General features: G+C 66.3%; 14 protein-coding genes and 2 pseudogenes. 6 read left to right on the top strand and 10 right to left on the bottom strand.

Translation table 11 applies throughout. The features are described from left to right. Positions 1-60 precede the first annotated feature (60 nt). Positions 61-675, top strand: coding sequence for a superoxide dismutase (locus BS74_RS04160; RefSeq protein ID WP_038056333.1), 615 nt, complete (start codon positions 61-63; stop codon positions 673-675). Positions 676-846: 171 nt separating this feature from the next. On the opposite strand, the gene mqnB is transcribed toward BS74_RS04160, so the two are convergent. The 6 genes from mqnB to infC form a co-directional block, all read right to left on the bottom strand. Next, positions 847-1,509 (bottom strand): futalosine hydrolase, encoded by a 663-nt coding sequence (gene mqnB / locus BS74_RS04155; RefSeq protein WP_038056331.1) that lies wholly within the window; start codon positions 1,507-1,509, stop codon positions 847-849. Beyond that, positions 1,509-3,170: a glycerol-3-phosphate acyltransferase gene (locus tag BS74_RS04150; protein ID WP_038056329.1), complete on the bottom strand. Its 1,662-nt coding sequence runs from the start codon at positions 3,168-3,170 to the stop codon at positions 1,509-1,511. The genes mqnB and BS74_RS04150 overlap by 1 nt, the downstream gene beginning before the upstream one ends. Beyond that, positions 3,167-3,631 carry a COG2426 family protein gene (locus tag BS74_RS04145; protein WP_038056327.1) on the bottom strand — a complete coding sequence of 155 codons (465 nt, stop codon included), beginning with the start codon at positions 3,629-3,631 and terminating at the stop codon, positions 3,167-3,169. The genes BS74_RS04150 and BS74_RS04145 overlap by 4 nt, the downstream gene beginning before the upstream one ends. 69 nt (positions 3,632-3,700) lie before the next feature. Next, on the bottom strand, positions 3,701-4,057 hold the full coding sequence (rplT, locus tag BS74_RS04140; RefSeq protein WP_038056325.1) for a 50S ribosomal protein L20: 357 nt from the start codon (positions 4,055-4,057) through the stop codon (positions 3,701-3,703). Positions 4,058-4,067: 10 nt separating this feature from the next. Beyond that, entirely contained in the window at positions 4,068-4,265 is a 198-nt protein-coding gene (gene rpmI, locus BS74_RS04135; protein ID WP_038056323.1) for a 50S ribosomal protein L35, read from the bottom strand. 94 nt (positions 4,266-4,359) lie between these two features. Next, positions 4,360-4,875 carry a translation initiation factor IF-3 gene (gene infC / locus BS74_RS04130; RefSeq protein ID WP_081454909.1) on the bottom strand — a complete coding sequence of 172 codons (516 nt, stop codon included), beginning with the start codon at positions 4,873-4,875 and terminating at the stop codon, positions 4,360-4,362. Positions 4,876-4,965: 90 nt separating this feature from the next. Here infC and BS74_RS12960 point away from each other — a divergent pair. The 4 genes and pseudogenes from BS74_RS12960 to BS74_RS04110 all read left to right on the top strand — a co-directional run bounded on the left by BS74_RS12960 (position 4,966) and on the right by BS74_RS04110 (position 8,269). After that, positions 4,966-5,726, top strand: a pseudogene (locus BS74_RS12960) (enoyl-CoA hydratase/isomerase family protein). Between the two features lie 108 nt (positions 5,727-5,834). Next, positions 5,835-6,071 carry a DUF433 domain-containing protein gene (locus BS74_RS04120; RefSeq protein WP_038056321.1) on the top strand — a complete coding sequence of 79 codons (237 nt, stop codon included), beginning with the start codon at positions 5,835-5,837 and terminating at the stop codon, positions 6,069-6,071. A gap of 11 nt (positions 6,072-6,082) precedes the next feature. Beyond that, on the top strand, positions 6,083-6,457 hold the full coding sequence (locus BS74_RS04115; RefSeq protein ID WP_245606075.1) for a DUF5615 family PIN-like protein: 375 nt from the start codon (positions 6,083-6,085) through the stop codon (positions 6,455-6,457). A 162-nt stretch (positions 6,458-6,619) separates the two neighbouring features. Next, positions 6,620-8,269, top strand: coding sequence for a glutamine--tRNA ligase/YqeY domain fusion protein (locus BS74_RS04110; protein WP_038056319.1), 1,650 nt, complete (start codon positions 6,620-6,622; stop codon positions 8,267-8,269). 6 nt (positions 8,270-8,275) lie between these two features. Here the strand turns inward: BS74_RS04110 and BS74_RS04105 are convergent, their stop codons facing one another. Both BS74_RS04105 and BS74_RS04100 read right to left on the bottom strand, forming a co-directional pair. Next, positions 8,276-8,704 (bottom strand): hypothetical protein, encoded by a 429-nt coding sequence (locus BS74_RS04105; protein ID WP_038056317.1) that lies wholly within the window; start codon positions 8,702-8,704, stop codon positions 8,276-8,278. Beyond that, positions 8,697-9,002 carry a DUF3234 domain-containing protein gene (locus BS74_RS04100; RefSeq protein WP_038058829.1) on the bottom strand — a complete coding sequence of 102 codons (306 nt, stop codon included), beginning with the start codon at positions 9,000-9,002 and terminating at the stop codon, positions 8,697-8,699. The genes BS74_RS04105 and BS74_RS04100 overlap by 8 nt, the downstream gene beginning before the upstream one ends. 22 nt (positions 9,003-9,024) lie before the next feature. On the opposite strand from BS74_RS04100, the gene BS74_RS04095 reads away from it, so the two are divergent. Then, positions 9,025-9,732: a TlyA family RNA methyltransferase gene (locus tag BS74_RS04095; RefSeq protein ID WP_038056315.1), complete on the top strand. Its 708-nt coding sequence runs from the start codon at positions 9,025-9,027 to the stop codon at positions 9,730-9,732. Here the strand turns inward: BS74_RS04095 and BS74_RS04090 are convergent. Beyond that, a complete protein-coding gene (locus tag BS74_RS04090) occupies positions 9,719-10,714 on the bottom strand; it encodes an aspartate-semialdehyde dehydrogenase (protein WP_038056313.1) in 996 nt (331 codons plus the stop codon). The two genes, BS74_RS04095 and BS74_RS04090, sit on opposite strands and share 14 nt — an antisense overlap. Before the next feature lie 201 nt (positions 10,715-10,915). Continuing rightward, a pseudogene (locus BS74_RS04085) lies at positions 10,916-12,435 on the bottom strand (glycine--tRNA ligase). Positions 12,436-12,526: the final 91 nt, after the last annotated feature.

The raw sequence follows: 12,526 nt of genomic DNA, 5'->3' as shown, positions 1-12,526 counted from the left end.
ATGTGAGAAGGCCCACCCCACCTGGGGGTGGGTCTTTTATAGTGAAGGGGGAGGTGCGGTATGCCATATCCGTTCAAACTGCCGGAACTGGGTTACGCCTACGAGGCCCTCGAGCCCCACATTGACGCCAAGACCATGGAGATCCACCACCAGAAGCACCACGGGGCCTACGTGAACAACCTAAACGCTGCCCTGGAGAAATACCCCTACCTGCACGGGGCGGAACTGGAGACGCTCCTGCGCCACCTGGCCGCCCTGCCCCCCGACATCCAGACCGCGGTGCGCAACAACGGGGGCGGGCACCTGAACCACAGCCTCTTCTGGGAACTCCTCACCCCCGGGGGGGCCAAGGAGCCCGTGGGGGAGCTGAAAAAGGCCATTGACGAGCAGGTTGGGGGCTTCGCCGCCCTCAAGGAAAAGCTCACCCAGGCGGCCATGGCCCGCTTCGGCTCCGGGTGGGCCTGGCTGGTGAAAGACCCCTTTGGTAAGCTGCACGTGCTCTCCACCCCCAACCAGGACAACCCCGTCATGGAAGGCTTCACCCCCATCGTGGGCATTGACGTGTGGGAGCACGCCTACTACCTCAAGTACCAAAACCGCCGGGCGGACTACCTGCAGGCCATCTGGAACGTTCTCAACTGGGACAAGGCGGAGGAGATGTACAAGCGGGGCTAGAGCAACATCCCCCGAGGGGCCCTACGGGGCCCCTCGGGTTTTTCTTGAGCACTCTGCCTCCCGAAGCCCCCATGCCCCTCGCCCACCTTTAGGCCCAGGCCTTGCCCCTGATCCAGGGCAAGGGAAAAGGGGGAGGGCCAAGGTCCCATTTGGACTCCCGTGACGGGGCCCTCAAGCCCCCCCCTCCCCCAAAACCCTCGCCACCGCCCCTTCCAGGGCCTCCACCGCCTCCCGCACCCGCCAGGCCCCCTTGTCCCGCACCCCGGCCGGGTTGGAGATGGCCCGGAGCTCCGCTCCCCGCACCCCCAGGGCCAGGCAGGCCCGGGCGAAGGCCGCCCCCTCCATGCTTTCCACCTGGGCCCCCCATTGCCGGGCGAGGGCCTGGGCCTCCTCCGGGCTTTCGGAAACCAGGTCCCGGGTGAGGCCCACCGCCACCTCGAGGCCCAGGGCCCGGGCAAGCCCCTGCGTCAGGCCGGGGTCCAGGGGAAAACGATTGTAGAAGCGCCTTCCCTCAAGCTCCAAAGCCGGGAAGCCCAAGGGGGCGAGGCCCGCCTTTAGCCCCAGATCCGCCTCCACCTCCTCCCCCACCAGGACCAGATCCCCCAAGGCCAGGCCCGAGCCGGGGTAGGCCCCGGCGATGCCGAAGAGGAGGGCCTTCTCCACCGGATGGCGCGCCGCCCAGGCCGCCAGGGTAAGGGCGGCGTTCACCTTGCCGATGCCGGCCTCCAGGTAAACAAACCCCTCTCCCCTAAGCCCCTTCCTCCCCAGGAAGGAGAAGGGCTCGCCCCGGAGAAAGGGGGCCTCGAGGGCCGTGGGGGAAAGGAGGAGCCACACTACTCCACCACCTTGAACCCCAAGGCCTCCGCCCGCTCCACAAAGAACTGGATGTTCTCCCCCTTCACCTCGCCCCCCAGGCTTTTGCGGTCAAAGGCCTCCTCCGCCGCCAGGATCATGGTCTCCGCCAGACAGGCGGGCACCTGGTCGGGGGCACCGAAGTGCAGGTCCAAGGTGGCCCGCGCCCTCCCGGGAAGCCGCACCACCCCCCCGGGGATGACCCTCACCCCGGGCACCTCCTTCACCGAGGGGTGCACGTCGGGAGGCACCCCTTCGTCGTAGATCCAGGCCCCTGGCTTCACGTGCTGGGGAAAGATCACGGGATTGGGGTCGCTGGTGGCGGTAAAGATCAGGTCCGCCTCCCGGATGGCCGCCACCTCGGTGCTCACCTGGATCTCCGGCGCTTGCCCCTTGCGCTCCAGGTTCTTGCGCAGGCTCTCCACCGCCTTTTCCAGCCTTTCCCGATCCCGGCCCACCAGGATGAGCCGCCCCACCAAGGGAGCGATCTGCCGGGCGATGCCGAAGGCCACCACCCCGTTCGCCCCCACCACCGCCGCCGTGGTCTGCCTAAGCGCCTTCCCCCCTTGGGCAAAATGGGCCAGGATGTTGGGGATGGCGGCCTTCACGGTGCCCGCGGTGTAGGCCCCGCCGTTGGTCACCTGGATGCCGGGCACCGCCTCCTGTACCCCCTTGCCCTTCTCCCCCACCACGCTCCAGAAGGCCCCCAAGCCCACCACCGTGGCCCCGAGCTCCTGGGCGAGCCTGGCCCCCTGGATGGCCCGCCTCACCGCCAGGTCCGGCTTGCCCTTGATCTGGTGGGGGAGCAGGGGGGCGGAGATGAGGTGGCAGAGGATCTCCCGGCCATCCGCCGTCTTAACCCCCCTCACCTCCCCCACCTTCATGGGGCGGAAAAGCTCCGCCAGGCGTTCTATCCAGGCCTGTTTCAAAAGCCCCAGGCGAACCAGGGGCCGGGCCCAGCGGAAACGGGGGCTTTGCCAGAAATCCTCCACCGTGAGGGGATGGATGAGGAAGGCGCAGACCACCTGCTTTTCGGAAGGCAGGGGCAAGGGGTTACCCAGCCTGGGCTCGGTGCCCTCCAGGATGCGCCCCAGGTTCTCCTTGTAACGCCAAAGGGCAAGGAGAAAAAGGAGGCCGACAAGGGCCTTGGCCCCCGGGCTAAACCCTCCCCAGAAGGACACCCCAAGAAGCCCCAGGGGAAGCCCCAAGGCCCCCAGGGAGGCGTAGCCCGTGAGGGCGTAGAGGGCCAGGCCCAAGGCCACGGGGACCAGGCCCAGGGCTGGGTCCAGGGGAAGGCCCGCCAAGACCCCCAAGAGCACCCCCGCCCCCTTGGCCCGGAGGGGCCAGGGGTCCCGGAAGAAGAGGGGGTAGAGGTGGCCCAGGTAGACCGCCACCCCCAGGGCCAAGAGGCCCTCGAGGCCAAGCCCCAAAGCCCTTCCCAAGGCCAAGGGCAGGTACCCCTTGGCCAAGTCCAGGAGGAAGGCCGAAAGGGCAAAACCCAGCCCTAGCCGCCTCAGGGCGGTTTCCAACCCCAGGGTGTAGGGGCTTGCCGTGCGCAGGTCCACCCCCCGGCGCCTGGCCAGCCAGTACCCCAAGGGCAAGGCGCCCAGGGCGAAGGAAAGGGGTAGGAGAAGGAGCATCATCGCAGGTAGTTTAGCCCGGCCACCGCCCCGCCCGTGAGCAGGAGGACGAGAAGCCCAGCGGCCAGCACCCCCAGGGAGATGGCCAGGAGGGCGTACCGCTTTTTCAGGCCCAGCACCACCGCAAGCACCGCCCCGCTCCAGGCCCCGGTTCCTGGCAAGGGTACGGCCACGAAGAGGAAAAGGCCCAAGGCCCCCAGGCGTTGCACCTGCTCCTCCCCCTTTAGGCGCACCCGGGCCTCGAGGGCCTCCCACGCCCGGGCCAGAAGGGGCACGCGGGTGGCCAGGGCCACCGCCCAGGGCAGGAGGGTGAGGGCCAGGGGGGCCACCAGGAGGTTGCCCAGGAAGGCCAGGAGAAAAGCCTTCCCCGGGGAAAGCCCCAGGGCCACCCCCAGGGGGATGGCCCCCCTAAGCTCCACCACCGGCAAGGCGGCCACCAGGATCACGTAAAGCTCAGGCGGCATAGGCCACAAGGAACGGCCCGCCGCCAGACCCAAAGGGGATCCCGACGGCGGGCCACCGGGGCCAAGGCGCTAGGCGCGGGCCGCCTTGGCCTTCTCCACCAGCTCGGCAAAGGCCTGGGGCTCCCGCACCGCCAAATCGGCCAGCACCTTGCGGTCCAGCTCCACCCCCGCCTTCTTCAGGCCGTGGATAAAGCTGGAGTAGTTTAGGCCATGCTGGCGGCAGGCGGCGTTGATGCGCACGATCCAAAGCTTGCGGAAATCCCGCTTCTTGCGCTTGCGGTGGGCATAGGCGTAGTTGCCCGCGGCGAAGAGGGTTTCCCGGGCCTTGCGGAAGCTTTTGGAGCGGAGCCCCCAGTACCCCTTGGCCAGCTTGAGGATCTTCTTGTGCTTCCTGCGGCGAACGACTCCGGTTTTGGCGCGCGGCATCCTCTACCTCCTACTCGTAGGGCAAGAGGAGCTTGATCCGCTCCGCCTCCGCCTGGGCCAGGACAAACTTCCGCCCCTTCTGGCGGATGGTCTTCCCGGACTTCTGCCAGTTGAGGTGCCGCTTCCCGGTCCTCATGGCCACCACCTTGCCCGAAGCGGTTACCTTCACCCGCTTCTTGGCGCCCTTATGGGTCTTCATCTTCGGCATGTTCTCCTCCCTTTTGGGAAGCGCCCCGCACCGGGGACTTGCAGGCTCCCCAAAAGCCCCCACACTATAGCAAAGACGGGTGAAAAGGTCCAGTCTAGGCCGACACCTTGGCTGGGGCCAAGAGCATGTTCATGTCCCGGCCCAGGAGCTCCGGCTTCATCTCCACCACAGCCAGGCCCTTCAGGTCCTCGGCCACCCTTTCAAGAAGCCTCTCCCCCAGCTCGGGATGGGACATCTCCCGCCCCCGGAACATGATGGTGACCTTGACCTTGTGGCCTTCGGCCAGGAAACGCTTGATATGGTTCAGCTTGGTCTGATAGTCGTGGTCGTCGATCTTGACCCGGAACTTGATGGACTTTACCTCGGTGCGCTTGGCCTTTTTGCGGGCCTCCTTCTCGGCCACCTGCTGCTCGTAGCGCCACTTGGAGTAGTCCATGATGCGGGCCACGGGAGGATCGGCGGTGGGACCCACCAGCACCAGGTCCAGGTCCTGTTCCTGGGCCAAGCGCAGGGCCTCCCGGGTGTCCATGATGCCCAGCTGCTGCCCATCGGCCCCGATCACCCGCACCTGCCGTGCACGGATACGTTCGTTAACCAAGTACTCCTTTATCTACACCACCTCCTAGCCCGCAGGTCTTCCCTTCCGGCTTGCGGGCTAAGGGGAGTGTAGCAGGAAAAGGCGGGCCCCTACAATGGGGGCATGGTCCAGGTGGAAGGAGGCCCAATCTTAAAGGTGTTCCTGAACGACCCTGAGCGCCGCAACCCCCTCTCCCCAGGCATGGTGGAGGGGCTTTGGCAGGCCCTCGAGGAGGCGGAGAAGAACCCCGAGGTGCGGGTGGTGGTCCTTTCGGGCCGGGGAAAGGCCTTCAGCGCCGGGGCGGACCTGGCCTTTTTGGAAAAGGTCACGGAGATGGGCGCCGAGGAAAACTACCGCCACTCCCTCTCCCTCATGCGCCTCTTCCACCGCCTCTACACCTTCCCTAAGCCCACGGTGGCGGCGGTGAACGGCCCGGCGGTGGCGGGGGGAGCGGGCCTGGCCACCGCCTGCGATCTGGTGGTGATGGACGCCGAGGCCAAGCTGGGCTACACCGAGGTGAAGATCGGCTTTGTGGCCGCCCTGGTCTCCGTGATCCTGGTGCGGGCCGTGGGGGAGAAGGTGGCCAAGGACCTCCTCCTCACGGGCCGGATGGTGGGGGCGGAGGAGGCCAAGGCCCTGGGCCTGGCAAACCGGGTGGCCCCCCGGGGAAGGCCCTGGAGGAGGCCCTGGCCCTGGCGGAGGAGGTGGCGAAGAACGCCCCCACCTCCTTGCACCTCAGCAAGGAGCTCCTCCTCGCCCTGCCAGGGATGGGCCTGGAGGATGGCTTCCGCCTGGCCGCCTTGGCCAACGCCTGGATCCGGGAGACCGGAGACCTTAAAGAAGGCATCCGCGCCTTTTTTGAGAAGCGGCCACCCCGGTTTTAAAAAGCAAGAAAAACCGTTCCCAAACCCTCTTATGCGACCCCTTTGGCAAAGCTCGATGCGGCAGCCAACCCTATTCCTAGGGTGTGAACCCGCTTATAATGGGCGAAAATGGAAGAGACAGCCCTTCTCAAGCGGATCACCTTGGATCCCCAAATCAACCACGGCAAGCCCACCATCCGAGGCCTCCGTTACCCTGTGCACGTGATCTTAGAACTCCTGGCGAGCGGCATGACCCCGGAGGAAATCCTGGCCGACTTCCCTGACCTAGAACCGGAGGATATCCAGGCTTGCCTTCTCTTTGCCGCTAAGCTAAGCGACGTCGGGACGGTGCTCCGGGTAGCATGATCCGCTTTCTGGTGGACGCCCACCTGCCCTTCCGCTTGGTTCGCCTCTTGCGGGAACGAGGGTACGATGTTCTTCACACCAGTGAGCTTCCCAAGGGGAACGCCACACCGGACGATGAGATAAACGCCCTTTCCCTCCGAGAAAGAAGGGTGGTGGTTACCAAGGATGGTGATTTTACGCGGTCTTTGGTGCTTCAAGGTATGCCCTACAAGCTTCTTCTCATCGCTACCGGCAACATTTCCAACCAGGCTCTTGAAAGGCTATTCCTAGAGCACCTTGAAACGATATGTCAACTTCTAGAAAAGTACCGCTTGGTGGAGCTGGGAAGGCATGAAGTGGTAGCCCAGCTTCCCTCGAGCCCAGGCGAGGATCATCTGCCCCCTTAAGGCAGTGGGCCTACGAGGGTCACAAAGAGGGCAAAGGAAGGCGGCCCGGAAAACCGGGCGCTTGGGGGCCTTTTTTGAGAAGCGGCCCCCTAGGTTCTGAAAAGGCATGGCCTTGGAGCGGGGGGAGGGTTTGGGACACCCAGCAAGGGCTATACTCCCCTTATGGGCCTCGTTCCCCCCTGCTTCATCACCGAGATCGTGGAGAAGGACCTGCGGGAAGGCAAGTACAAGAAGCTCCTTACCCGCTTTCCTCCGGAGCCCAACGGCTATTTGCACATCGGCCATGCCCGGAGCATCGTGCTGAACTTCGGCCTGGCCCAGGACTATGGCGGGGAGTGCAACCTGCGCTACGACGACACCAACCCGGAAACGGAAAAGGAGGAGTACGCCCGGGCCATAGAGGAGGATGTGCGTTGGCTGGGCTTCACCCCAGATAGGGTCCTCTACGCCTCCGACTACTTTGAAACCATGTACCGGTGCGCCCTGGAGCTCATCCGGGAGGGCAAGGCCTACGTGGACGACCTCTCGGAAGAGGAGATGAGCGAGCTCCGGGCCCAGGGAAAGCCAAGCCCCTACCGGAACCGGAGCGTGGAGGAAAACCTGGAGCTCTTTGAGAGGATGCGCCGGGGGGAGTTCCCCACGGGAAGCCGGGTCCTGAGGGCCAAGATCGACCCCGCCCACCCCAACTTCAAACTCCGCGACCCCGTGCTCTACCGCATCGTCCACGCCCCCCATTACCATGTGGGCGACCGCTGGCCCATCTACCCCCTCTACGACTACGCCCATCCCCTCGAGGACCTCATCGAGGGCGTCAGCCACTCCCTCTGCACCCTGGAGTTTGAGAACAACCGGGCGATTTACGACTGGGTCATTGAAAACCTCAAGGGGAAGTGCGGCCTACCCCTGTCCCCCAGGCCCCACCAGTACGAGTTCGCCCGCCTGGACCTCACCCACACGGTGCTGTCCAAGCGGAAGCTCATCAAGCTGGTGGAGGGGGGCCACGTGCGGGGCTGGGACGACCCCAGGCTTCCCACCCTGAGGGCCCTGAGGCGCCGGGGGGTGCGGCCCGAGGCCATCAGGGAGTTCGTGCGGCGCACGGGCATCTCCCGCAACGAAGCCCGCATAGAGATGGAGCTCTTTGAGGAGGTGGTGCGGGACGACCTGAACCCCATCGCCCCCAGGGTCTTGGGGGTTTTGGAACCCCTAAAGGTGGTCCTCACCAACTACCAGGGGGAGGAGTGGCTTACGGCCCCCTACTGGCCCCGGGACATCGGCAAGGAGGGGGCAAGGCCCCTGCCCTTTTCCCAGGAGCTTTACATAGAGCGGTCGGACTTCAGCCTAAATCCCCCCAAGGGCTGGAAGCGCCTGGCCCCGGGGCAAAGGGTGCGCCTGCGGCACGCCTACGTCCTGGAGCTGGAGGACGTGGTGGAGGAGGGGGGCGAGGTGAAGCTCCTCAAGGCCCGCATCGTCCCGGGCACCCTAGGGGCCAACCCCCAGGACGGGGTGAAGCCCAAGGGGGTCATCCACTGGGTCTCCGCCCGGCACGCCCTGCCCGTGGAGTTTAGGCTTTACGACAGGCTCTTCCTGACGGAAGACCCCGAGGAGGGGGGGGATTTCCTGAGGAACCTGAACCCCAAGGCCCTCGAGGTGAAAAAGGGCTTCATCGAGCCCAGCGTGGCCCAGGATCCGCCGGACACCCGCTACCAGCTGGAAAGGCTGGGCTACTTCTGGCAGGACCCGGTGGACTCGAGGCCCGAGGCCCTGGTCATGAACCGCATCGTCCCCCTCAAGGAGGGGTACCGGCCCGGGTAGGGGGGCCTAAAGCCCCACGCTCACCCCCACCGCTCCCCCGATCCCGAAGCCCGTCTGGGGGAAGAGGTAAAGGATGGGGTGGGCCTCCACGTACACCCCCACCCAGGGCAGGGGCAGGTTCAGCCAGGTGCCCAAGACCGCCCTCAGGCCCCCCTGGCCCCGCCCCTCCTGGGGCAGGGTAAGGGCCGGCCCCGTGCCGTAAAACCCCCCCAGGCCCAGATAGAGGTCGGTGAGGGGCACCTTGAGGAGCAGGTCCACCCCACCCCCAAGGGCCTCAGGGCCCACCCCGCCATACACCCTGCCGTCCACCAGGAGGGGAACCAGGGGAAAGCGCAACCCCCCCTGCACCCCAAAGGGGCTACCCGCGCTCACCTCGGCCCGCTGGGCCAGGCCCAGGGCCAGCACCGTCAGCAAAACCGCCAGCACCCTACGCATGCCGCACCTCCTCCAGGAGGGCTTCCAACCGGGCCATCTGGGCCCGGTGAGCCCCGGGTTGGTAGTCCAAGAGCACCCCTTCCACCCCCAGCATGCCCAAAGCCCGCAGGAAGGCCTCCTTCAGGGCCCGGCTTTGCAAAACGCTGACCCGCATGCCCAGCTCCGGATGCCGCAGCAAGAAGGCCTGGGCCAAGGCCTCGGAGGTCCAGATGCCCGAAAGCCGCTTTCCCAGAGCTTCCAGCACCAGGTGCTCCCCGGGCTCCCCCTCCAGGATGTACCAGGCGCCGGATAGCTCCATCCCAAGGCGCATAATACCCCTCGTGAGGCTGGACCGCTACCTGGTGGCCGAGGGCCTGGCGGAAAGCCGGGAGAAGGCGCAAAGGCTCATCCGCTCCGGCCAGGTGAAGGTGGCCGGTCGGGTGGTGACCAAGCCCGCCTACCCGGTGAAGGAGGGGGTCCAGGTGGAGGTCCTCTCCCCCGAGCGGTACGTGGGCCGGGGGGCTTATAAGCTTCTGGGTGCCCTCGAGGCCTTCCCCATAGAGGTGAAGGACAAGGTGGCCCTGGACATCGGGGCCAGCACCGGGGGCTTTACCCAGGTCCTCCTGGAACGGGGGGCCCGGCGGGTGTACGCGGTGGACGTGGGCCGGGGCCAGCTCCACCCCTCCTTGCGCCGGGACGAGCGGGTGGTGGCCCTGGAGGGGCAGGACGCCCGCACCCTGGTCCTGCCGGAGCCCGTGGACCTTGCGCTTATGGACGTCTCCTTCATCTCCTCCACCCTGCTTTTGCCCAAGGTAAGGGAACTCCTGAAGCCGGGGGGCGAGGCCCTCATCCTGGTCAAGCCCCAGTTTGAGCTGGGCCCCGGGGTACACCAGGGGGTGGTACGGGAGGAAGCCCTGCGGCAAAAGGCCCTGGCCAGGGTCCGGGAAAAAGCCCTGGAACTGGGCTTTCGCCTCCTGGGGGAAAAGGAAAGCCCCCTGCCGGGGAAGGAGGGGAACCGGGAGTTTTGGCTTTGGCTTAGGGCCCCTTAAGCCACTCCTCCGCGATCTGCACGGCGTTGAGGGCGGCCCCCTTCAGGAGCTGGTCCCCCACCACGAAGAAGTCCAGGCCGTTGTCAAAGGCCAGGCTCTTCCGGATCCGCCCCACCTCCACGTTCCACTTGCCGCTCGCCGTGAGGGGCATGGGGTAGCGCTTGGCCCCGGGCTCGTCCACCACCTCCACCCCTGGGGCCTGGGCCAACACCTCCCGGGCCGCCTCCGGGGTGACGGGCCTGGCAAACTCCACGCTCACCGCCTCCGCGTGGGCCCTCAGGGTGGGCACCCGCACCGCGGTGGCGCTGATGCGGAGGGAGTCATCCCCGAAGATCTTGTGGGTCTCCCAGACCACCTTCATCTCCTCCCGGGTGTAGCCGTTTTCTTGGAAAGCGTCTATGTGCGGGATGACGTTGAAGGGCAAGGGGTGGGCGAAGACCTCGGCCACCGGGGTTTCCCCGTGGAGGTGGCGGTGGGTTTCCCTAAGGAGCTCCTCCATCCCCTTGGCCCCGGCCCCGCTGGCCGCCTGGTAGGTGGCCACGATGACCCTTTTGGCCTGGAAGGCCCGGTGCAGAGGCCAAAGGGCCATGGCCAGGATGGCGGTGGTGCAGTTGGGGTTAGCGATGATCCCCCGGTGGGTGAAGATCTTCTCCCGGTTCACCTCGGGCACCACCAGGGGCACGTGGGGCTCGTAACGCCAGGCGCTGGAGTTGTCCACCACCAGGGCCCCGCCCTCCACCCAGACCGGGGCCAGAGCCTTGGAAAGGGACCCCCCGGCGCTGGCCAGGACCAGGTCCACCGGCAAGGGCCCCTCGGGAAGGGGCTCCACCGGAAGGGCCTCCCCCCGGAAGTCCAGGGTCTTGCCAGCGGAGCGGGGGGAGGCGTAAAGCCTAAGCTCGCTTAGGGGGAAGTTGCGGGCCTCGAGGACCCTCAGCATCTCCTGCCCCACGGCCCCCGTGGCCCCCACCACGGCCACCCTCATCCCCGACCCTCCCGCATGCCAATCCCTTGGCGCAAACCCGCTTTTGCCTTTTCCATGCCAACACTCCCTAAGCGCCTTGGCCCGAGAAAGGCCAGGCCTTGTGGAGGAAAACCCCCTCCTCCCCAAAATACCAAACCCGCCAGGGCAGGAGGGGGTTATGGCCCGGGGCAAGGGAAAACCCATGCCCGCCGGGGAAGTCCCCTACCACCTGAGCTTCTCCCGCAAAAACCCCTCCAGCTCGTCCACGTGAAGCCGGATCTGCTCCATGGTGTCCCGGTCCCGCACGGTGACCGTATCCTTCAGCTTGGTGGTCCCGTCCTTGCTCTGGCCGATGGTGTCGTAGTCCACCGTGACGGCGAAGGGCGTCCCCACCTCGTCGTGGCGGCGGTAGGCCTTGCCGATGTTGCCCGTGTCCTCGTAGAGGACCCTGCCCAGGCCCAAGGCCTGGAGCCTGGCCTTTAAGCGCTTGGCGTACTCGGTGATCTCCGGACGGTTCTTCACCAGGGGGATGACCGCCACCTTGATGGGGGCCAGCTGGGGCTTAAGCCGGAGGACGATGCGCTCTTCCCCACTGGGGAGCTCCTCCCGGGTAAAGGCCTCCGCCAGAAGGGCCAAGACCCCGCGGTCCACCCCCGCGGAGGGCTCGATCACGTAGGGCACGAACCACTTGCCGGTATCGGGGTCCCGGTAGGCCAAGCGGGCGGTGGAATGCTCGTTCTTAAGCACCCGGGCGGTGATGCCGAGCTCCTCCTGGTCCTTGGTGTGGCTCCCCAGGTCAAAGTCCGTGCGGTTGGCGATCCCCTCCAGCTCCTCCAGGCCATGGGGGAAGCGGTAGAGGATGTCCACCGTGGCCTTGGCGTAGTGGGCGAGCTCCTCCTTGGGCTGCTCGTAGGGCACCAGGTTCTCCCGGCTCAGGCCCACCTCCTGCCACCACTTAAGGCGCTCCTCCACCCAGTAGCGGTGCCAGTACTCGTCCTCCCCCGGGCGCACAAAGTACTCGATCTCCATCTGCTCAAACTCCCGCACCCGGAAGACGAAGTTCCTGGGGGTGATCTCGTTGCGGAAGGCCTTGCCGATTTGGGCGATGCCGAAGGGAAGCTTCCGGCTGGTGCTGTCCAGGACGTTCTTAAAGTTCACGAAGATGCCCTGGGCGGTCTCCGGGCGAAGGTAGGCCAAAGCCGCCTCCTCCTCCACCGGGCCCACGTAGGTCTTGAACATCATGTTGAAGTACCGGGGCGGGGTCCAGTCGCCGGGCTCCCCGGTGGCCGGGTCCAGGACCCCCGCGGCGGTCATGGCCCCCCGGCCCTCTCCGGGGCCTGCATCATGGCCTGGACCAGGGCGTGCAGGTTGCCCTCCTCCACCTCCATGGCCCGGTAGAGCCGCCCGAGCACCCCTTCCGGTTGCTCCTTGAGGAGGTGGTCCAGGCGGTAGCGCTTCTTAGAGATGCGGTTATCCACCATGGGATCGGCGAAGGTGGCCTCGTGGCCGGAATAGTAGAGGACCAGGCGGTGGGTGAGGATGCTGGCATCCAACCCCTCCATGTCGTCCCGCTCGTAGACGTTCCTCCGCCACCAGGCCTGCTTCAGGTTGTTCTTGAGCTCCACCCCCAAGGGGCCGTAGTCGTAGGTCCCTTGGAGGCCCCCGTAGATCTCCGAGCCCTGAAAGATGAACCCTCTCCGTTTGCAAAGCGCCACCAGTTCGTCAAGGCTAGTTGCCGGCATTGTCCCTCCCCAAAGGGGGCTTAAGCCCCCGGTTACAGGGCATCTTACCGGATGCCGCCCCCTTTTGCCCCCGCTCACGGGGCCGCCATCC

The sequence above is a fragment of the Thermus amyloliquefaciens genome (assembly GCF_000744885.1).
In the GTDB taxonomy this organism is placed as follows: Bacteria; Deinococcota; Deinococci; order Deinococcales; family Thermaceae; genus Thermus; species Thermus amyloliquefaciens.
Note: the sequence above shows the minus strand (reverse complement) of the source record. Positions and strands in the feature narration are given on the sequence as shown.

Coding starts and splice junctions, on each gene's coding strand:
- BS74_RS04090 (WP_038056313.1), bottom strand. CDS start 10,714: ATGAGGGTGGCCGTGGTGGGGGCCACGGGGGCCGTGGGGCAGGAGATG.
- rplT (WP_038056325.1), bottom strand. CDS start 4,057: ATGCCGCGCGCCAAAACCGGAGTCGTTCGCCGCAGGAAGCACAAGAAG.
- rpmI (WP_038056323.1), bottom strand. CDS start 4,265: ATGCCGAAGATGAAGACCCATAAGGGCGCCAAGAAGCGGGTGAAGGTA.
- BS74_RS04100 (WP_038058829.1), bottom strand. CDS start 9,002: ATGGAGCTATCCGGCGCCTGGTACATCCTGGAGGGGGAGCCCGGGGAG.
- BS74_RS04150 (WP_038056329.1), bottom strand. CDS start 3,170: ATGATGCTCCTTCTCCTACCCCTTTCCTTCGCCCTGGGCGCCTTGCCC.
- BS74_RS04110 (WP_038056319.1), top strand. CDS start 6,620: ATGGGCCTCGTTCCCCCCTGCTTCATCACCGAGATCGTGGAGAAGGAC.
- BS74_RS04120 (WP_038056321.1), top strand. CDS start 5,835: ATGGAAGAGACAGCCCTTCTCAAGCGGATCACCTTGGATCCCCAAATC.
- BS74_RS04145 (WP_038056327.1), bottom strand. CDS start 3,631: ATGCCGCCTGAGCTTTACGTGATCCTGGTGGCCGCCTTGCCGGTGGTG.
- BS74_RS04160 (WP_038056333.1), top strand. CDS start 61: ATGCCATATCCGTTCAAACTGCCGGAACTGGGTTACGCCTACGAGGCC.
- BS74_RS04105 (WP_038056317.1), bottom strand. CDS start 8,704: ATGCGTAGGGTGCTGGCGGTTTTGCTGACGGTGCTGGCCCTGGGCCTG.